Origin of the sequence: Streptomyces sp. MB09-01, from assembly GCF_033794505.1 — a bacterium.
In the GTDB taxonomy this organism is placed as follows: domain Bacteria; phylum Actinomycetota; class Actinomycetes; order Streptomycetales; family Streptomycetaceae; genus Streptomyces.
On sequence record NZ_JARAYQ010000171.1, the window covers coordinates 1 to 18,736 of the forward strand.

At 73.3% G+C, this 18,736-nt stretch carries 15 protein-coding genes; 14 read left to right on the top strand and 1 reads right to left on the bottom strand.

Translation table 11 applies throughout. From position 1 onward, the window contains the following. The first annotated feature begins 75 nt into the window (after positions 1-75). Genes PV721_RS29310 through PV721_RS29335 form a run of 6 tightly spaced genes read left to right on the top strand, consistent with a single transcriptional unit; the run spans position 76 to position 3,840 of the window. Positions 76-1,224, top strand: coding sequence for a TadA family conjugal transfer-associated ATPase (locus PV721_RS29310; protein ID WP_319729365.1), 1,149 nt, complete (start codon positions 76-78; stop codon positions 1,222-1,224). Then, positions 1,221-2,105: a type II secretion system F family protein gene (locus PV721_RS29315; RefSeq protein ID WP_319729367.1), complete on the top strand. Its 885-nt coding sequence runs from the start codon at positions 1,221-1,223 to the stop codon at positions 2,103-2,105. The genes PV721_RS29310 and PV721_RS29315 overlap by 4 nt, the downstream gene beginning before the upstream one ends. Continuing rightward, a complete protein-coding gene (locus tag PV721_RS29320; RefSeq protein ID WP_319729370.1) occupies positions 2,105-2,881 on the top strand; it encodes a type II secretion system F family protein in 777 nt (258 codons plus the stop codon). The genes PV721_RS29315 and PV721_RS29320 overlap by 1 nt, the downstream gene beginning before the upstream one ends. Positions 2,882-2,931: 50 nt before the next feature. Next, the gene (locus PV721_RS29325) at positions 2,932-3,129 is read left to right on the top strand and encodes a DUF4244 domain-containing protein (protein WP_319729372.1); all 198 of its coding nucleotides are present in this window, start codon (positions 2,932-2,934) and stop codon (positions 3,127-3,129) included. Next, positions 3,116-3,502 (top strand): TadE family type IV pilus minor pilin, encoded by a 387-nt coding sequence (locus tag PV721_RS29330; protein WP_319729374.1) that lies wholly within the window; start codon positions 3,116-3,118, stop codon positions 3,500-3,502. Before PV721_RS29325 ends, PV721_RS29330 begins: the two co-directional genes overlap by 14 nt. Beyond that, positions 3,499-3,840: an Rv3654c family TadE-like protein gene (locus PV721_RS29335; protein ID WP_319729375.1), complete on the top strand. Its 342-nt coding sequence runs from the start codon at positions 3,499-3,501 to the stop codon at positions 3,838-3,840. Before PV721_RS29330 ends, PV721_RS29335 begins: the two co-directional genes overlap by 4 nt. Before the next feature lie 28 nt (positions 3,841-3,868). On the opposite strand, the gene PV721_RS29340 is transcribed toward PV721_RS29335, so the two are convergent. Next, complete coding sequence (locus tag PV721_RS29340; protein ID WP_319729378.1) at positions 3,869-6,361, bottom strand: DEAD/DEAH box helicase; 2,493 nt, start codon at positions 6,359-6,361, stop codon at positions 3,869-3,871. Positions 6,362-6,442: 81 nt separating this feature from the next. On the opposite strand from PV721_RS29340, the gene bldG reads away from it, so the two are divergent. The 8 genes from bldG to tmk all read left to right on the top strand — a co-directional run. Then, positions 6,443-6,784: an anti-sigma factor antagonist BldG gene (gene bldG / locus PV721_RS29345; RefSeq protein WP_008743037.1), complete on the top strand. Its 342-nt coding sequence runs from the start codon at positions 6,443-6,445 to the stop codon at positions 6,782-6,784. Between the two features lie 122 nt (positions 6,785-6,906). Further along, a complete protein-coding gene (locus PV721_RS29350; RefSeq protein ID WP_319729386.1) occupies positions 6,907-7,344 on the top strand; it encodes an ATP-binding protein in 438 nt (145 codons plus the stop codon). A 257-nt stretch (positions 7,345-7,601) separates the two neighbouring features. Further along, positions 7,602-10,004, top strand: a complete 2,403-nt coding sequence (locus tag PV721_RS29355) for a sodium-translocating pyrophosphatase (RefSeq protein ID WP_319729388.1) — start codon at positions 7,602-7,604, stop codon at positions 10,002-10,004. 163 nt (positions 10,005-10,167) lie between these two features. Further along, positions 10,168-10,734, top strand: a complete 567-nt coding sequence (locus PV721_RS29360; RefSeq protein ID WP_319729389.1) for a small secreted protein — start codon at positions 10,168-10,170, stop codon at positions 10,732-10,734. 146 nt (positions 10,735-10,880) lie between these two features. After that, positions 10,881-12,395 (top strand): methyltransferase, encoded by a 1,515-nt coding sequence (locus PV721_RS29365; RefSeq protein WP_319729391.1) that lies wholly within the window; start codon positions 10,881-10,883, stop codon positions 12,393-12,395. A 113-nt stretch (positions 12,396-12,508) separates the two neighbouring features. After that, on the top strand, positions 12,509-12,706 hold the full coding sequence (locus PV721_RS29370; protein WP_319729392.1) for a hypothetical protein: 198 nt from the start codon (positions 12,509-12,511) through the stop codon (positions 12,704-12,706). A 288-nt stretch (positions 12,707-12,994) separates the two neighbouring features. Beyond that, a complete protein-coding gene (gene topA / locus PV721_RS29375; RefSeq protein ID WP_319729393.1) occupies positions 12,995-15,811 on the top strand; it encodes a type I DNA topoisomerase in 2,817 nt (938 codons plus the stop codon). Positions 15,812-16,048: 237 nt separating this feature from the next. Continuing rightward, on the top strand, positions 16,049-18,736 hold a 2,688-nt coding region (gene tmk / locus PV721_RS29380), incomplete at its 3' end, for a dTMP kinase (protein ID WP_319729394.1).

The following is an 18,736-nucleotide window of genomic DNA, read 5'->3' on the forward strand; positions in this document are numbered from 1 at the left end:
GGGGCGGGGCGCGCTGGCCCGCTTCTGCGACGGCTTCTGGCAGCGGGCGCTCGGTCCGGCCGAGGGGGTGCCGGCATGAGCGCGGTACTCCTGGACGCGGTGCGCCGGAGGCTCGCCGAAAGCGGGGCGGAACCGACTCCGGCGCGGGTGGCGGCGGCCCTGCGGGCCCAGGGCCGGCTCCTCGGGGATGCCGAAGTGCTGGGTGTGGCCGCCGAGTTACGGTCCGAGCTGGTCGGCGCGGGCCCGCTGGAGCCGCTGCTGGCCGACCCCGAGGTCACCGATGTGCTGGTGGCGGCTCCTGACCGGGTGTGGGTGGACCGCGGTGGCGGGCTGGAGCTGACCGGGGTGACCTTCGCCGACGCCGCGGCCGTGCGCAGGCTCGCCCAGCGGCTGGCGGCCGTGGCGGGGCGGCGCCTCGACGACGCCCGGCCCTGGGTGGACGCCCGCATGCCGGACGGCACCCGGCTGCATGCCGTGCTGCCGCCGGTGGCCGTCGGCTCGGCCTGCCTCTCGCTGCGGGTGGTGCGGCCACGGGCCTTCACGTTGGAGGAGCTCGTCGCGGCGGGGACGCTGCCGCCCGGCGGGCACCGGCTGCTGCGGGACATGGTCGAGGCCCGGCTGTCGTTCCTCGTCTCCGGTGGCACCGGAACCGGCAAGACCACCCTGCTCAGCGCCCTGTTGGGGCTGGTCGGGCCGGGCGAGCGGATCGTACTGGCCGAGGATTCGGCCGAGCTTCGCCCCGACCATCCGCATGTGGTGCGGCTGGAGAGCCGGCCGGCCAATCAGGAAGGGGCGGGCCTGGTCACACTGGCGGACCTGGTCCGGCAGGCCCTGCGGATGCGGCCCGACCGGCTGGTGGTCGGCGAGGTGCGGGGCGCCGAGGTGGCCGATCTGCTCGCCGCCCTGAACACCGGCCACGAGGGCGGCTGCGGGACTGTCCACGCCAATGCCGCCGCCCATGTACCGGCCCGGCTGGAGGCGCTCGGGACCGCCGCGGGGCTCGACCGAGCAGCTCTGCACAGCCAGTTGGCCGCCGCGCTGACCCTGGTGCTCCACCTGGTCCGGGACCGCGAGGGGAGGCGCCGGCTGGCCGAGGTGCACGTGCTGGAGCGCGACGCCGCCGGACTGGTGGTCACCGTACCGGCGCTGCGCTGGGCGGCCCGCGGCTTCGTACGGGAGCGGGGCTGGGACCGGCTGCGTCCGCTGCTGCGAGGTGTCCGGTGAGCGCCGCGGCGGGGCTGCCGGTGCCGGTGTTCGCCGGGGTGCTGTGCGCCGGGGCGGCTGCCTGGGGGCTCTCCGGGGGTGACGGTGTGCTCCGGCGGGCGCGGTTGGTGCTGGCCTCGGGTGCTCCGGCGGTTCCGGTCGGACCGCTGTACCGGGAGCGGCTGCTGATCGCCGTACGGATGCGGGCCGCACAGTGGCGGGAGTGGGCCTGCGTCGGGGCCGGTCTCCTGGTCGCGGTGGTCGGCGGGTCGGTGATCCCGCTGCTGGCGGGCGCGGCCGCGCTGCCGCTGCTGCGGAGGTGGCTGCGGCTGCGGGCGCGGGAGCGGGCCCGGGCGGCGCGGGCCGCCGAAGTGGTCGCCCTGTGCGGGGCGGTGGTGGGCGAGCTGCGTGCGGGAGCCCAGCCCGGGCAGGCGCTGACGGCGGCGTTGCGGCGCACCGCCGCGGGCCCCGGCGGGCCGGGGGTGGCGGAGGCCGGGGTGCTGGCCGCCGCGGCGTTCGGCGGGGACGTGCCGGGGGCGCTGCGCCAGGCGGCGAGGGAGCCCGGCGCGGAGGGACTGGCCGGGATGGCCGCCTGCTGGCGGGTCTCGGTGGACGGCGGTGCGGGGCTGGCCGCCGGGCTGGACCGGCTGGAGGGGGCCCTGCGGGCGGAGCGGGACCGGCAGGAGTCGCTGCGGGCCCAGTTGGCGGGGGCGCGCTCGACGGTGCTGGTGCTCGCCCTGCTGCCGCTGGTGGGCCTGCTGATCGGCACCGGGCTGGGGGCGGACCCGCTGCAGGTGCTGCTGCACACCCCGATGGGGTGGGGCTGCCTGCTGGCGGGCGCGCTGCTGGAGGCGCTGGGGCTGCTGTGGTGCCGGCGGATCGTACGGGCGGGGGAGCGGTGATGAGTGGTTTCCTCGTCCACAGGCTGGGGATCGTGCTGTGCCTCGCCGTCGCGGCCCTCTGGGCGGGGTCGGCGGTGGTGTCACGGGTCCGGGAGCGGACGGCCCGGCGCAGGATCACGGCCCTGCTCGGGGTGGAACAGGGCCTTCGCGGGACGGCGTTCGCTTCCGCGGTGCGCGGTGCGGTGGCGGCGTGGGCCGGACCGGCCGGGGCGCTGCTCGCGGGCTGGGTGCTCCTCGGCGGAACGACGGGTGCGGTGGTCGGCGGGCTGGCCGCGCTCGGGGTGCGGCGGTGGCAGGCGAGGGCGCGGCCGGCGGCCGGGGTGGATCCGAGGGAGGCGGAACGTCAGCTGCCGTTCGCCGCAGACCTGTTGGCCGCGTGTCTGGCGGCCGGTGCCGGTCCGGTGGAGGCCGCGGAGGTGGTCGGGGAGTCCCTCGGCGGTCCGGTGGGCGAGCGCCTGGCGCGGGCCGGGGCGGAGATGCGGCTGGGCGGCGAACCGGGCGCCGGGTGGGGGAGGTTGGCGGAGATACCGGGCGCCCGGGCACTCGCGGAATGTCTGGAACGGGCCGCCCGGACGGGGGCGCCCGCAGCGGAACCGGTCTCCCGGCTCGCGACGGGCCTGCGGGAGGACCGGGCCCGGATGGCGGGAGCCAGGGCGCAGCGGGCGGCGGTACTCGTCACCGCGCCGGTGGGGCTGTGTTTCCTCCCCGCTTTTCTCGCGATCGGGGTGGCGCCGGTGGTGATCGGAATGGCCTCGGGACTTCTCTCGAACACCTGACGTCGCATGGACCACAAACATCAACAACGAAAATCCACAGGAGGCTTGCCATGAGGATCATCTGGTTTCGGGTACGGACGGCGCTGCGCGGTCGCGGGAGCGACGCGGGGATGTCCACCTCGGAATACGCCATGGGCACGATCGCGGCCTGCGCATTCGCCGCCGTCCTCTACAAGGTGGTGACGAGTGAAGTCGTCGCGACGGCCCTTCAGTCGACCATCGGGAAGGCGCTCGATGTGCCGTTCTGAGGGGAAGTACGCGGCGGGCCGGGGAAAAGCGGACCGGGGATATGTGACGGCGGAGGCGGCCCTGGTGATCCCGGCGCTGGTGCTGTTCGCGGCGCTGCTGGTGTGGGCGCTGATGGCGGCGGCCGCTCAGATCCGGTGCGTGGACGCGGCCCGGGCCGGTGCCAGGGCGGCGTCCCGGTCGGAGCCGGCCGATGTAGCCGTGGCGGCGGCGCGGGCGGCCGCGCCGCCGGGGGCGCGGGTGGAGCTGGAGCGGGTGGGCGACCTCTGGCGGGTCCGGGTGGCGGCGCCCGCGCCGGGGCCGGGCGGGCTGCCCGTACGGCTCGGGGCGCAGGCGGTGGCCCTGGCGGAGGACAGCGTGGGGCCGCCGCCGTGAGCCGGGACCGGGGCTCGGCCACGGTCTGGGCGGCACTGGTGGCCACGGTGCTGGGGGCGGTGTTCGGCGGGGTGCTGCTGCTAGGCCAGGCCGTCGTGGCCCGGCACAGGGCGGCTTCGGCCGCCGATCTGGCGGCGCTCGCGGCGGCGGCCACCTGGGCCCACGGACCGGAGACCGCGTGCGCCACGGCACTGCGGGTGGCCCGGGCTCAGGGAGCGGCGCTCGCCGGGTGCCGTCTGCACGGCGAGCTCGCCGAGGTGACGGCCCGGGCCGCGGCGGGCCCCTTCACCCCGGCCGTCGCGGCCCGTGCGGGCCCGCCTCGGGCGTCGCCGGACTGACCCGGGCACCAAGGGCCCGGGAGGGGCCTCAGAGGCTGTCAGGGCCCTGGTCAGAGCCGGAGGGCGGGGTCTGTGGGGATTCGGAGAGGAGGCGGGTGAGGAGGCGGATGGCGCCGCGTTTGTGGAGGGGGTCGTTGCCGTTGCCGCACTTGGGGGACTGGATGCAGGAGGGGCAGCCGGCCTCGCACTCGCAAGCCGCGATCGCGTCGCGGGTCGCCGTCAGCCAGGCGGCGGCGGTGTGGAAGGCGCGCTCCGCGAAGCCGGCGCCGCCGGGGTGGCCGTCGTAGACGAAGACCGTGGGGAGGAGGGTGTCGGGATGCAGCGGCACGGACACGCCGCCGATGTCCCAGCGGTCGCAGGTGGCGAACAGCGGGAGCATGCCGATGGAGGCGTGTTCGGCGGCGTGCAGGGCTCCGCCGAGGATCTCCGGGTTGATCCGGGCCTCGTCGAGCTGGTCCTCGGTCACCGTCCACCACACGGCCCGGGTGCGCAGGGTGCGGGGCGGCAGGTCGAGTTTGGCCTCGCCCAGCACCTCGCCGGTGATCAGTTTGCGGCGCAGGTAGGAGACGACCTGGTTGGTGACCTCGACGGAGCCGAAGCAGAGCCGGGCCGAGCCCCACGGGATCTCGGTCTCGGTCTCCAGGATGGAGATGGAGGTGGTGTCGCGGGCGGTGGTGGAGAAGGGCGGGTCGGCCTCCTCCACCAGGGCCGCCGAATCCTCCAGGTCCAGGTGCTTCACGAGATACGTGCGGCCCTGGTGGAGGTGGACGGCCCCGTCGTGGACGGCGGTGTGGGCGGCCGACTCGTCGACCGTGCCCAGCAGCCGGCCGGTGGCGGCCTCGACGATCTGCACCGGGCGGCCGCCGCCGCCCCGGATGTCGGTCAGGTCCGAGGCCCGTTCCCGGCGGGTCCAGTGCCAGGCGGTGGCCCGGCGGCGCAGCAGCTTCGCCGCTTCGAGCTGGGGGAGGAGTTCCTTGGTCGCCGGGCCGAAGAGGTCCAGGTCGGAGTCCGTCAGCGGCAGCTCGGCCGCCGCCGCGCACAGGTGGGGGGCGAGGACGTACGGGTTGTCGGGGTCGAGGACGGTGGCTTCCACCGGCTGGCGGAACAGCGCCTCGGGGTGGTGGACGAGGTAGGTGTCCAGCGGGTCGTCGCGGGCGATCAGCACGGCCAGGGCGCCCTGGCCGGCGCGCCCGGCGCGGCCGGCCTGCTGCCACAGGGAGGCCCTCGTGCCCGGATACCCGGCGATCAGTACGGCGTCCAGCCCGGAGACGTCCACGCCCAGCTCCAGGGCGGTCGTGGCCGCCAGCCCCAGCAGCTCGCCGGAGTGCAGGGCCCGCTCCAGGGCCCGGCGCTCCTCGGGCAGGTATCCGCCCCGGTAGGCCGCGACCCGCCGGGCCAGGGAGCGGTCCACCCCGGCAAGCCGCTCCTGGGCGATCACCGAGATCAGCTCGGCGCCGCGCCGGGAGCGGACGAAGGCGACCGTGCGGACCCCCTGGACGACCAGGTCGGTCAGGAGGTCGGCGGTCTCGGCGGTGGCCGTACGGCGTACGGGGGCACCCTTCTCGCCCCGCAGCTCGGTGAGGAGCGGCGGCTCCCACAGGGCGAAGACGACCTCGCCGCGCGGGGAGGCGTCGTCGGTGATCTCGATCACCCGTACGCCGGTCAGCCGGGACGCGGCGGCCGCGGGATCGCTGGCCGTCGCGGAGGCCAGCAGGAAGACCGGTTCGGAGCCGTAGCGGGAGCACAGCCGCCGCAGCCGGCGCAGGACCTGTGCCACGTGGGAGCCGAATACCCCGCGGTAGGTGTGGCACTCGTCGATCACGACGTAGCGCAGGGCCCGCAGGAAGGAGGACCAGCGCGGGTGGGCCGGGAGGATCCCGCGGTGCAGCATGTCGGGGTTGGTCAGGACGTAGTTCGCGTACTGGCGCACCCACTCGCGTTCTTCGACCGGCGTGTCGCCGTCGTAGACGGCGGGACGGACGGCGTTGCCCAGCGGGGCGGCCAGTTCCCGTACGGCGCGCCGCTGATCGGCCGCCAGGGCCTTGGTGGGGGCCAGGTACAGGGCGGTGGCGCCCCTGCCGTTCGGGGCTTCGGCGCCGTCCGCGAGGGCGGAGAGCACGGGCGCGAGGTAGGCCAGGGACTTGCCCGAGGCGGTGCCGGTGGCGACGACCACGGATTCGCCGTCCAGGGCGAGCTCGGCCGCCGCGGCCTGGTGTTCCCACGGATGGTCGATGCCGGCGGCCTGAATCGCGGCTACGACATCCGTTCGGATGCGATCGGGCCAGACTGCATGACGGCCCGCCCGAGGGGGCAAGTGCTCCGTATGGGTGATGCGCGCAGCTCGGGAAGGCCCCCGTGACAGGCGGTCCAGGACCGTGCCGGGAGTGGGTCTTGGGTCCACGGGTGGCTTGGGCCGTCCGGAACCGTGAGTATTGGCCATTGGAACCGAGTGTGTCACCGGCGTGCGGGACAATGGTCCGAAGGCGTCGTGCGCGCCTGCCGGTAAGTGATTGAATGCCATCGCGGCAGCCAATCCCTCGCCCACCTTCGGGTGGGGAGGCCCCTAGGGGGCGCCGCTCGATAGCAAGGTGCTGGAGGATCCGTGGACCTGTCCCTGTCGACTCGCACTGTCGGCGACCGTACGGTCGTGGAGGTCGGTGGCGAGATTGATGTGTATACCGCGCCCAAGCTGCGCGAGCAGTTGGTCGAGTTGGTGAACGACGGCAGCTACCACCTGGTTGTCGACATGGAGCGAGTGGACTTCCTCGACTCCACCGGACTTGGTGTGCTCGTGGGAGGTCTCAAGCGCGTCCGTGCGCACGAGGGTTCGCTGCGCCTGGTGTGCAACCAGGAGCGCATCCTGAAGATCTTCCGCATCACCGGTCTCACCAAGGTGTTCCCGATCCACACCACGGTGGAAGACGCCGTCAACGCCACCGACTGACGGCTCCAGACGGCCCCCGGCAGCCTTCGGGCGGCCGGGAGCCGGCAAGGAGAGCGGGGGTACCGGGCCATGGATGGCCCGGGCCCCTGTCAAGGCACGCCCGTAGTCCGAGGGGGACGCGCATGGCCACCGTTGAACTGCGCTTCAGCGCCCAGCCCGAACACGTCCGGACGGCCCGCCTCGTCGCGGCCGCCGTGGCGCGCCGGGCCGGTGTCGAGGAAGCCGTCCTCGACGAGGTCCGCCTCGCCGTGGGCGAGGCCTGCTCGCGTGCCGTCGGACTCCATCGCAGCAACGGGCTGACCGCGCCCGTCCGGGTGGTCCTGACCGAGGAGGACAAGACGTTCTCCATCGAGGTCGGCGACGAGGTTCCGGGGCCGGCCGGCGGTGCCGAGGCCGTGCCGGGCCTCGAGGCCGCCCTGGACCCCGATGCCGACACCGAGGACGAGATGGGGCTCGCCGTGATCAGCGGGCTCGTCGACGACGTCGAGGTGACCAGCGGGGAATCGGGCGGGACCATCCGGATGAGCTGGCCCGTCTCCGGGTCCTCCGACCTTCCCTGAGATCCACCGGGCGCCCCGCCCTTCATATCTTCCGATCTTTATCAAGGCCCTGCTGAGCAGGGCCTTTTTCATTTCCCTAGATCGATGACCGGGCGTCAATGCCTTTGCCCCATTACTACTTTCGAGGGTAATGGAGTGACGCGATCTATTGCTGAGGAGCAAGAGCACGCCAATTGCGTTTCCTGCGCACTGTTTTGATCGGGGCGCGCTCCCTACAATCCGTCCACATCTTGAGCTCATCACGTCAAGGAGGACGAATGACGGGGCTCTTCACCCCTATCGCGCCGGATCGCATCACAGATCTGGCATCCGCAGTACTCACCGATGACAATCGGCTCATCGTGATCGTCATTGCGGCCGTGGCACTCGCCGCCCTCGTCGTCGCGCAGATCCTGGTCCGCCAGGTCCTCGCCGCCGACGAGGGAACCGACAGCATGAAGAAGATCGCCGCGGCCGTCCAGGAAGGCGCCAACGCCTACCTCGGCCGGCAGCTGCGCACCCTCGCCGTCTTCGCCGTCGTGGTCTTCTTCCTGCTCTTCCTGCTCCCGGCAGACGACTGGACGCAGCGGGCGGGACGTTCCGCCTTCTTCCTCGTGGGCGCCCTCTTCTCGGCGGCCACCGGCTACATCGGCATGCGTCTCGCGGTCCGCGCCAACGTCCGCGTCGCCGCCGCCGCACGCGAAGCCACCCCCGCCGAGGGAGAGCCCGCCAAGGACCTGACCGAGGTCTCCCACAAGGCGATGAAGATCGCCTTCCGCACGGGCGGCGTGGTCGGCATGTTCACCGTCGGCCTCGGCCTCCTCGGCGCCTCCTGCGTCGTGCTGGTCTACGCCGCCGACGCCCCCAAGGTCCTGGAGGGCTTCGGCCTCGGCGCCGCCCTGATCGCGATGTTCATGCGCGTGGGCGGCGGCATCTTCACCAAGGCCGCCGACGTCGGCGCCGACCTGGTCGGCAAGGTCGAGCAGGGCATTCCGGAGGACGACCCGCGCAATGCCGCGACCATCGCCGACAACGTGGGCGACAACGTCGGAGACTGCGCCGGAATGGCGGCCGACCTCTTCGAGTCCTACGCCGTCACCCTGGTGGCCGCACTCATCCTCGGCAAGGCCGCCTTCGGCGACCTGGGCCTCGCCTTCCCGCTGATCGTTCCCGCGATCGGCGTCATCACCGCGATGATCGGCATCTTCGCGGTCTCCCCGCGACGCACCGACCGCAGCGGCATGACCGCCATCAACCGCGGCTTCTTCATCTCCGCCGTGATCTCCCTGGTGCTGGTCGCGATCGCCGTCTACGCCTACCTGCCGGCCACCTACAAGGAGCTCGTCGGCGTCGAGGACCCGGCGATCTCCAACCACTCCGGCGACCCGCGGATCCTGGCGGTCGTCGCCGTCGCCATCGGCATCGTGCTGGCGGCCCTGATCCAGCAGCTGACCGGCTACTTCACCGAGACCAACCGCCGTCCCGTCCGGGACATCGGCAAGTCCTCCCTGACCGGCGCGGCCACCGTCGTCCTCGCCGGCATCTCGGTCGGCCTGGAGTCCGCCGTCTACACGGCGCTGCTCATCGGTCTCGGCGTCTACGGCGCGTTCCTGCTCGGCGGTACGTCGATCATGCTCGCGCTCTTCGCGGTGGCCCTGGCCGGCACCGGCCTGCTCACCACCGTCGGCGTCATCGTCGCCATGGACACCTTCGGGCCCGTCTCCGACAACGCCCAGGGCATCGCGGAGATGTCCGGCGACGTCGAGGGAGCCGGTGCGCAGGTCCTGACCGACCTCGACGCCGTGGGCAACACCACCAAGGCCATCACCAAGGGCATCGCGATCGCCACGGCCGTGCTCGCCGCGGCCGCGCTCTTCGGCTCGTACAACGACGCGATCGCCACCGCGGTCAGGGAAGTCGGTGCCAAGGCCGGGGAGATGAACCTCAGCCTGGACATCGCACAGCCCAACAACCTGGTCGGGCTGATCCTGGGCGCGGCGGTCGTGTTCCTGTTCTCCGGCCTCGCCATCAACGCGGTCTCCCGCTCCGCGGGCGCCGTGGTCTACGAGGTGCGCCGCCAGTTCCGCGAGCACCCCGGGATCATGGACTACACCGAGAAGCCCGAGTACGGGCGCGTCGTCGACATCTGCACCAAGGACGCGCTGCGCGAGCTCGCCACGCCCGGCCTGCTCGCCGTCCTCACCCCGATCGCCGTCGGCTTCTCCCTCGGCGTGGGCGCGCTCGGCTCCTTCCTCGCCGGCGCAATCGGCACGGGCACGCTGATGGCGGTCTTCCTCGCCAACTCCGGTGGCGCGTGGGACAACGCGAAGAAGCTCGTCGAGGACGGTCATCACGGCGGCAAGGGCAGCGAGGCCCACGCCGCGGTCGTCATCGGCGACACGGTCGGCGACCCGTTCAAGGACACCGCCGGTCCGGCGATCAACCCGCTGCTCAAGGTCATGAACCTGGTGGCGCTGCTGATCGCCCCCGCCGTCGTGCAGTTCAGCTACGGCCCGGACACCAACCCGACGGTGCGGGCGATCGTCGCGGTCCTCGCGATCGCCGTCATCGTCGGCGCGGTGTACGTCTCCAAGCGCCGCGGCATCGCCGTCGGCGACGAGACCGAGGGCGGAGCCGCCGAGCGGGTGGCCCAGCCGGCCGACCCCGCGACGGTCTCCTGACCCGAGGTCCCGGCAGCAGGACGGGCAGGGCCGGGCAGGGCCGGCCGTACGCCCGAAGGGCGGACAGGCAGCGCGGACTGACGCGTCGTCTGTCCGCCTTTGTGCGTGCCCGGATGGGAGGCGTGTATCTTCCGGGCCGAGAGCCTTCGAAGGGACCAATCCGGTGAACAAGAAGCTTGCGACCGCGTTGTCGGGCGGTGCGGTGCTGATGCTCGTCCTGTCCGGCTGCGGCGGGGACGACGGCGACGAGAAGGCCAATGCGTGGGCCAAGAAGGTCTGCGACCAATGGCAGCCCGAACTCAAGAAGATCGAGACCGCCAACGCCGACATCAAGCGTGTGGCGACGGAGAGCAGTAAGCCCGACGAGGTGAAGCAGACGGACTCGGCTGCGTTCGCGGCCATGTCGGAGTCGTACAAGACCATGGGGGCCGCCCTGCAGTCGGCGGGAGTTCCCCCGGTCAAGGACGGCGCGGCGACGCAAGAGGCGGCCACCAAGGGCTTCGAGGCGACGGCCAAGGGCTACGCCGACCTGAAGGCGAAGATGGACGCACTCGACCCGCAGGACCAGACGAAGTTCGCCGACGGCCTCAAGGAGGTCGCGGGCGGCCTCCAGGAGGCGACGAAGGGCGGTCAGGACGCGCTCGCCACGCTGAACGCGGGAGGTCTGGACAAGGTGATCAACGCCCAGAAGGGCTGCCAGGTCGCGGCGACGTCGGCCTCGCCCAAGTAGGGCGGCCAAGTAGGGCGGCCGATCGGACGTCCGGTCAGGACGTCCGGTCAGGGCGGCCGGGGTCCTGGAAGGGGTCGCGGCCGCCCTTTCGTACGTACGGGCCCGGGCTGATCGGCAGGACGGGCCCCAGCGGACACAATGGACGCGTGAGTAACACCAGCCTTCCCACGTCCGACCACGCCGCCGAACTCCGCAGCGCCCTGCTGGCCGCCGGCTTCACCGCCGACGGGCTGCTCGACCTGCTCGGCGCCCCCGCCTACGCCGCCTTGGCCCGCAGCGAGACGGTCCCGGCCCTGCGTGCCACCCGCGGCCGCGCTGACGGCCCGCTCGCGAGCCTGGTCCGGCTGTTCCTCCTCCAGCAGCCAGAGGCGTACGTGCACGCCGCGGAGGCGCTGCCCGTCGACGTGGCCCTGGCCGACGGCTGGCTGCGGACGGAGGGCGACGAGGTGCACGCCACCGTCGACGTGCGTCCGTACGGCGGCCCGGACGGCGAGGACTGGTTCATCGTGTCGGACCTCGGCTGCGCCGTCGGCGGGGCCGGCGGGATCGGCAGCCGCGAGGAGGGCGTGGTCCTCGGCGTCGGCGGCGCCTCCACCACCCTGGCCGGGATCACCGTCCGCACCCCGGTCGGCTCCGCCCTCGACGTCGGCACCGGATCGGGCATCCAGGCGCTGCACGCCTCCCGGCACGCCACCCGGGTCACCGCCACCGACGTCAACCCCCGGGCCCTGGACTTCACCCGTCTGACGCTGGCCCTGTCCGGCGCCCCGGAGGCCGAGCTGCTCACCGGGTCCCTCTTCGAACCGGTGGGCGAGGAGACGTACGACCTGATCGTGTCGAACCCGCCGTTCGTGATCTCCCCCGGCGCCCGGCTGACGTACCGGGACGGCGGCATGGGCGGGGACGACCTGTGCCGGACCCTGGTGCAGGAGGCCGGAGCGCGGCTCAACCCGGGCGGGTACGCGCAGTTCCTCGGCAACTGGCAGCACGTCGAGGGCGAGGACTGGCGCGACCGGCTGCGCTCCTGGGTGCCGCGCGGCTGCGACGCCTGGATCGTGCAGCGTGACGTGCAGGACGTGACGCAGTACGCGGAGCTGTGGCTGCGCGACGCGGGCGACCACCGGACCGACCCCGAGGAGTACGCGCGGCGGTACGAGGACTGGCTGGACGAGTTCGAGGCCCGCAAGACCAGGTCCGTCGGCTTCGGCTGGATCACCTTGCGCCGGTCGGACGCCGCCGAGCCCTCGATCGTGGTCGAGGAGTGGCCGCACACGGTGGAGCAGCCGCTCGGCGAGGCGGTGCTCGCCCACTTCGCCCGCCAGGACTACCTGCGGGAGCACGACGACGCCGCCCTGCTGGAGGCCTACTTCGTACTGGCCGAGGAAGTCGTGCAGGAGCAGGTCGGCGCGCCCGGCGCGGAGGACCCGGAGCACGTCGTGCTCCGGCAGAACCGCGGGATGCGGCGCGCCACCAAGGTCGACACGGTCGGCGCGGGCTTCGCCGGAGTGTGTGACGGCTCACTGACCGCCGGCCGGATCCTGGACGCGATCGCGCAGCTGGTGCAGGAGGACCCGGTGGTGCTGCGGGACCGGACTCCGGAGGCGATCCGGTTGCTGGTCGAGCAGGGCTTCCTGGAGCCGGCGCAGCGCCCCGCGCAGTAGCGGCACCGGGATGTAACCCGGGGTTCGCCCGGTGTACCCCCGGGGCTGGCAGTCTCCTGCGCAGCGGGTTCCGGGGGGAAACCCGAGGGTGGCCCGGGGGTAAGGGGAGCAGCGTGGAAAACGGTCCGGCGATCTTCGCGGCGGCCGTGTTCCTGCTGTTCGGGGCCGCTCTGCCGGCCTGGACGGGGGCGCGCGCCCTGCACCGCGAGCCGGTGGCCGAGGGCGTGCGCCCTGTCGTGGCCGTACCACTGCTCCTGCTCGTCGGCGGAGGCTCGCCGGCCCTCGGCGCGTGGGGCCTCGCCCGGCTCTGACTCCGGAGTGCGAGGGTCCCGTACGAGGCCCCGGTCCGGCTCTGATCCGGCCGCGAAAGCAGAGGTGGGACGGGGTGCGGGAGCGGGGCCAGACGGCCCCGCGGCCACCCTGCCCGGTGATCGGGAACGCTCCGGCGCGGCATCCGGGCGGCAGAAACGGCACTTGTCGGGTTACCGTTCGAGTGGCCGTTGCGGGCTTCTGCCGTTTGACACGGGGGCGGGTTGTACCGTCACACTCCGCAGCGTCGCCGTACTGCGACCGAGTGCCGACCGGAGAGAAGAGCCAAGTTGTCCCCGACTAGCGAGACCGCAAAGGGCGGCCGCCGACTCGTCATCGTCGAGTCCCCAGCCAAGGCGAAGACGATCAAGGGCTACCTCGGCCCGGGATACGTCGTCGAGGCGAGCGTCGGGCACATCCGCGACCTCCCGAACGGCGCGGCCGAGGTTCCCGACAAGTACACCGGCGAGGTCCGCCGTCTCGGCGTGGACGTCGAGCACGACTTCGCGCCCATCTACGTCGTCAACGCCGACAAGAAGGCCCAGGTCAGGAAGCTCAAGGAGCTGCTGGCCGAGTCCGACGAACTCTTCCTCGCCACCGATGAGGACCGCGAGGGCGAAGCCATCGCGTGGCACCTGCAGGAAGTCCTCAAGCCCAAGGTCCCCGTCCACCGGATGGTCTTCCACGAGATCACCAAGGACGCGATCCGCGACGCCGTCGCCAACCCGCGCGAGCTGAACCAGCGCATGGTCGACGCCCAGGAGACCCGGCGCATCCTCGACCGCCTCTACGGCTACGAGGTCTCGCCGGTCCTGTGGAAGAAGGTCATGCCGCGGCTGTCGGCCGGGCGCGTCCAGTCCGTGGCCACCCGCCTCGTCGTCGAGCGGGAGCGCGAGCGCATCGCCTTCCGCTCCGCCGAGTACTGGGACCTGACCGGAACCTTCTCCACCGGCCGTGCCGGTGACGCGTCCGACCCCTCGACGCTGGTCGCCCGCCTGAACACGGTGGACGGAAAGCGCGTGGCGCAGGGCCGCGACTTCGGCTCGAACGGGCAGCTCAAGAGCGAGGTGCTGCACCTCGACGAGGCGAACGCCCGGGCGCTCGCCGCCGCGCTGGCGGACACCTCGTTCGCCGTCCGGTCGGTCGAGTCCAAGCCGTACCGCCGCTCCCCGTACGCCCCCTTCCGTACGACGACGCTCCAGCAGGAGGCCTCGCGCAAGCTGGGCTTCGGTGCGAAGGCGACGATGCAGGTGGCGCAGAAGCTGTACGAGAACGGCTTCATCACCTACATGCGTACCGACTCCACCACGCTCTCCGACACCGCGGTGTCGGCGGCGCGGGCGCAGGTCACGCAGCTGTACGGGGCCGACTACCTGCCGGAGAAGCCGCGCGTCTACGCCGGCAAGGTCAAGAACGCGCAGGAGGCGCACGAGGCGATCCGTCCTTCGGGTGATCGTTTCCGCACGCCGGCCGAGACCGGTCTGACCGGCGACCAGTTCCGCCTGTACGAGCTGATCTGGAAGCGGACCGTCGCCTCCCAGATGAAGGACGCGGTCGGCAACAGCGTCACCGTGAAGATCGGCGGCCGCGCCTCGGACGGGCGTGACGCCGAGTTCACCGCCTCCGGCAAGACGATCACCTTCCACGGCTTCATGAAGGCGTACGTCGAGGGCGCGGACGACCCGAACGCCGAGCTCGACGACCGCGAGAAGCGGCTTCCGCAGGTCGCGGAGGGCGACGCGCTCGCCGCCGAGGAGATCACGGCGGACGGGCACTCGACCAAGCCGCCGGCCCGCTACACCGAGGCCTCGCTGGTCAAGGAGCTCGAAGAGCGCGAGATCGGCCGCCCGTCGACGTACGCGTCGATCATCGGCACGATCCTCGACCGCGGCTACGTCTTCAAGAAGGGCACGGCGCTCGTGCCGTCCTTCCTGTCGTTCGCCGTGGTGAACCTGCTGGAGACGCACTTCGGCCGGCTCGTCGACTACGACTTCACCGCGAAGATGGAGGACGACCTCGACCGCATCGCGCGGGGCGAGGCCCAGTCCGTGCCGTGGCTGAAGCGGTTCTACTTCGGCTCGGAGGACGCGACCGAGGTCGTGCCGGCCGACGGTGACGCGCTCGGCGGTCTGAAGGAGCTGGTCACGGACCTGGGCGCGATCGACGCCCGGGAGATCTCCTCCTTCCCGGTCGGCGAGGGCATCGTGCTGCGGGTCGGCCGCTACGGGCCGTACGTGGAGCGGGGCGAGAAGGACGCGGAGGGCCACCAGCGGGCCGACGTACCGGACGACATGGCTCCGGACGAGCTGACGGTCGAGTACGCGGAGGAGCTGTTCGCGAAGCCGAGCGGCGAGTTCGAGCTCGGCAAGGACCCGGTCAGCGGGAACGAGATCGTCGCCAAGGACGGCCGCTACGGCCCGTACGTGACGGAGATCCTCCCCGAGGGCACGCCGAAGACGGGCAAGAACGCGGTCAAGCCGCGCACGGCCTCGCTCTTCAAGTCGATGTCCCTGGACACGGTGACCCTGGACGACGCGCTGAAGCTGATGTCGCTGCCGCGCGTGGTCGGCGCGGACGCGGAGGGCGTGGAGATCACGGCCCAGAACGGCCGCTACGGCCCGTACCTGAAGAAGGGCACGGACTCGCGGTCCCTGGAGACCGAGGACCAGCTCTTCTCGATCACGCTGGACGAGGCGCTCGCGATCTACGCGCAGCCGAAGCAGCGGGGCCGCGCCGCGGCCAAGCCGCCGCTGAAGGAACTGGGCACGGACCCGGTGAGCGAGAAGCCGGTGGTCGTCAAGGACGGCCGCTTCGGGCCGTACGTGACGGACGGCGAGACGAACGCGACGCTGCGGCGGGACGACGACGTCGAGACCATCACGCCGGAGCGGGGCTACGAGCTGCTCGCGGAGAAGCGCGCGAAGGGCCCGGCCAAGAAGGTGGCGAAGAAGGCCCCCGCCAAGAAGGCCCCGGCGAAGAAGGCGACGGCGACGAAGGCCGCCGCCGCGAAGAAGACGACGGCCAAGAAGACCACCACGGCCGCGAAGAAGACCACGGCCAAGAAGACGGTGGCGAAGAAGACGGCCGCCGCCCCATCGGACGAGTAGCCTCCGGCCTCCGGCCTCGGGCCGACTCGGCAGGGCCCCGCGCGACAGCGCACGGGGCCCTGTCCGGTTCCGTGCCGGGGATGCAGGAACCGGACTGGTTCCGGCCCGCCGTCGGCCGATCCGGCACCTCCCGGCCGGGTCCGGGGCGGGGCGGAGCCCGGAAGGTGGGTCCGGGGTCACACCGTGCCTCGTCCACAGGCTTCCGCACCCGCCAAGCGCAGCGGATAGGCTGGGCGGATGACGCGAGCCGAGCAGCCAACGGTCGTGACCGCCCCGGCGAACCCCACCTACGACGAAGCCCTAGCCGCGGATTCCCGCGAGCGTGCGGTGCGCGCACTGCTGCGCACCCCCAGGCTGCGCCGGCTGTGGAGCGCCCAGCTGGTGAGCGGCATCGGAGATGCCCTCGCCCTGCTGGTGCTGGTGCTGCTGGCCCTTCAGGCCGCGGCCTCGGAAGGGGCCTTCGGCGGCGGGTACCGCGGTGCGGCCCTTGCCGTCGCCGCCGTCTTCGGGGTCAGGATCCTCGCCACCCTGCTCTTCGGCGCGGTCCTCCTCGGGCCGCTCGCCGGGCTCGTCGGCTCGGGCGGCAAGCTGGACCGCCGCTGGACGATGATCGGGGCCGACGGGGTCCGCCTCGGGCTCTTCGTCGTCGCCCCGCTCTGGCTCGACTGGATCCCGGCCCACGCACTCACCGCGCTGCTGGCCACCGTGTTCGTCGCCGGCGCCGCCGAGCGGCTGTGGACCCTGGCCAAGGAGAGCGCGGCGCCCGCCCTGCTGCCCGCGCCGCCGCCGGAGGGGGCGACCGTACGGCCCCTCCCGGACCACCTGGACGCGCTGCGCCGGCTGACCCTGCGCACGGCCTTCGCGGCGCTCCCCATCGCGGCCGCCGCGCTGCTCGCCGCGACCCTGGTCGGCAAGGCGCTCGGCCTCGGCGTGGACTGGTTCGCCGCCAACCAGGCCGCCCTCGGCTCGTACGTGGCCTCCGGCCTCTTCGCCGCGTCGGTCTCGCTGCTGCTCCCGCTGGTGCTGCCCACCGGCGCGACCCCGCGCCCGCGCTCCCCGCTGGAGGGCCTGCGCGCCCCCAAGACGGGCGACCGGCCCGACAAGGGCCGTACGGGCGCGATCCCCCTGCTGGTCCTGAGCTGCGCCGCGGTCGCCGGAGCGGTGTCCTGCGCCGTCGCCGTGGCCGTCCTGCACGCCTTCGACCTGGGCGGCGGCCCGGCCGCCTTCGCGCTGTTCGTGCTCGCGCTGGTCGGCGGCACCGCCGCCGGCATCCGCGCGACCCAGGCCGGCAAGGTGCTGCCCGGACTGTCCCGGCGCCGGCTGCTGGCCCTCGCCATAGCGGTGACCGGGCTGGCGCTGCTGCTGACCGGCCTCGTCCCGGACACGGCGACCGTGCTGTTCCTCTCGCTGCTCGCCGGCATCTCCGCGGGCGTCGCCGCCAACTCCGGGCACACGCTGCTGGACCAGGAGACCGAGGAGTTCCGCCGGGCCCGGGTCACCGAGCACCTCCAGGCGGTCGTGCGGGTGGCCGTGGCCATCGGCGCGGTCGTCGCCCCGGTCCTGGCCGCGGTGATCGGCCCGCACCGGCTGACCGGCGCCGAGGTGGTCTTCGCGCACGGCGGCGCCGCGTTCACCCTGATGCTCGTCGGCGCCCTGCTGCTGCCGGTCGCCGTCGTGGTGCTCACCAAGGCCGACGACCGCAGCGGCGTACCCCTGCGGCGCGACCTGCGCGAGGCGCTGCGCGGCGGGGAACCGGTGCAGGCCGCGTCTGCCACCGGATTCTTCATCGCCCTGGAGGGCGGCGACGGAGCCGGCAAGTCCACCCAGGTCGAGGCACTGGCCTCCTGGATACGGGGCAAGGGCCACGAGGTCGTCGTGACCCGCGAGCCGGGGGCGACCCCCGTGGGCAAGCGGCTGCGCTCGATCCTGCTCGACGTGTCCTCCGCCGGACTCTCGAACCGCGCCGAGGCGCTGCTGTACGCCGCCGACCGGGCGGAACACGTGGACACCGTGGTGCGCCCGGCCCTGGAGCGCGGCGCGGTCGTCATCTCGGACCGCTACATCGACTCCTCGGTGGCCTACCAGGGCGCCGGCCGCGACCTCTCCCCGACGGAGATCGCCCGGATCTCGCGCTGGGCGACCGACGGGCTCGTACCCAACCTGACCGTGCTGCTCGACGTGTCGCCGGAGGCGGCGCGCGAGCGGTTCACGGAGGCGCCGGACCGGCTGGAGTCGGAGCCGGCGGAGTTCCACCAGCGGGTGCGGTCCGGATTCCTGACGCTCGCCGCGTCCGACCCCGGGCGCTACCTCGTGGTCGACGCGGGCCAGGACCCGGACTCGGTGACCACCGTCGTACGGCACCGCCTGGACCGGATGCTCCCGCTCTCCGAGGCCGAGGTGGCCGCCCAGGTGGAGGCCCGCCGCCTCGCCGAGGAGGAGGCACGGCGCAAGGCCGAGGAAGAGGCGGCCCGCAAGGCGGAGGAAGCGCGGCTCCGGGCCGAGGAAGAGGCCCGGCTGGCCCGCGAGGCCGAGGAGGCGCGGATCAAGGCCGAGGCGGAGGCCGCGCGCCTGGCCGCCGAGGAGCGCCGGCGCGCCGAGGAGGAGGCCCGGGCCAGGGCCGAGGCCGAGCGGCTGCGCGCGGAGGCCGAGGAGAAGGCGCGTGCGGCGGAGGCCGAGCGACTGCGCCGGCAGGCCGAGGAGGAGGCCCGGCTGCGGGCCGAGGCCGAGGAGCGGCGGCTGGAGAAGCAGCGGCGGGCCGAGGAGGCCCTGCTGAAGGCCGAGGAGGCGCGCCGTCTGGTGGAGGCCGCGTCGGCCGAGGCGGCCGCGAAGGCTGCGGCCGCTGCTGCCGCGGCGGAGGCCGCTGCGGCTTCGGCAGCAGCTCCGGCCCCGGCGGCTCCCGCGGCTGTTCCGGCGCCCGCCCCGGCC

Bases quoted from the DNA above. Each gene is read 5' to 3' on its own strand.
- PV721_RS29325 (WP_319729372.1), top strand. From the start codon at position 2,932: ATGAGGATCATCTGGTTTCGGGTACGGACGGCGCTGCGCGGTCGCGGG.
- PV721_RS29320 (WP_319729370.1), top strand. From the start codon at position 2,105: ATGAGTGGTTTCCTCGTCCACAGGCTGGGGATCGTGCTGTGCCTCGCC.
- PV721_RS29355 (WP_319729388.1), top strand. From the start codon at position 7,602: ATGACGGGGCTCTTCACCCCTATCGCGCCGGATCGCATCACAGATCTG.
- PV721_RS29350 (WP_319729386.1), top strand. From the start codon at position 6,907: ATGGCCACCGTTGAACTGCGCTTCAGCGCCCAGCCCGAACACGTCCGG.
- PV721_RS29310 (WP_319729365.1), top strand. From the start codon at position 76: ATGAGCGCGGTACTCCTGGACGCGGTGCGCCGGAGGCTCGCCGAAAGC.
- PV721_RS29340 (WP_319729378.1), bottom strand. From the start codon at position 6,361: ATGGCATTCAATCACTTACCGGCAGGCGCGCACGACGCCTTCGGACCA.
- PV721_RS29330 (WP_319729374.1), top strand. From the start codon at position 3,116: ATGTGCCGTTCTGAGGGGAAGTACGCGGCGGGCCGGGGAAAAGCGGAC.